General features: G+C 62.7%; 1 protein-coding gene. It reads left to right on the forward strand.

The window, feature by feature from the left end:
- Positions 1 to 212: transposase (locus PVZ78_RS02845; protein ID WP_273828196.1), on the forward strand; the 212-nt coding region annotated here is incomplete at both ends.

Raw genomic sequence — 212 nt, forward strand, 5'->3', positions numbered from 1 at the left:
AAGGGCCATCGTTACGCCAGTGTGGTGCTGGATGCGGATACACGACGAGTGCTGTGGATCGGCGAAGGCCGCAGCCGTGCGGCGGTCAGGACGTTCTTCGAAGAGTTGGGGCCAGAGGGTTACGCCCGAATCGAAGCGGTGGCGATGGACATGAACACCGCTTTTGACCTGGAGGTTCGCCGGCACTGCCCCAAAGCGCGCGTGGTCTACGA

The sequence above is a fragment of the Pseudomonas sp. SBT1-2 genome, assembly GCF_028640875.1.
Classification (GTDB): Bacteria; Pseudomonadota; Gammaproteobacteria; order Pseudomonadales; family Pseudomonadaceae; genus Aquipseudomonas; species Aquipseudomonas chlororaphis_I.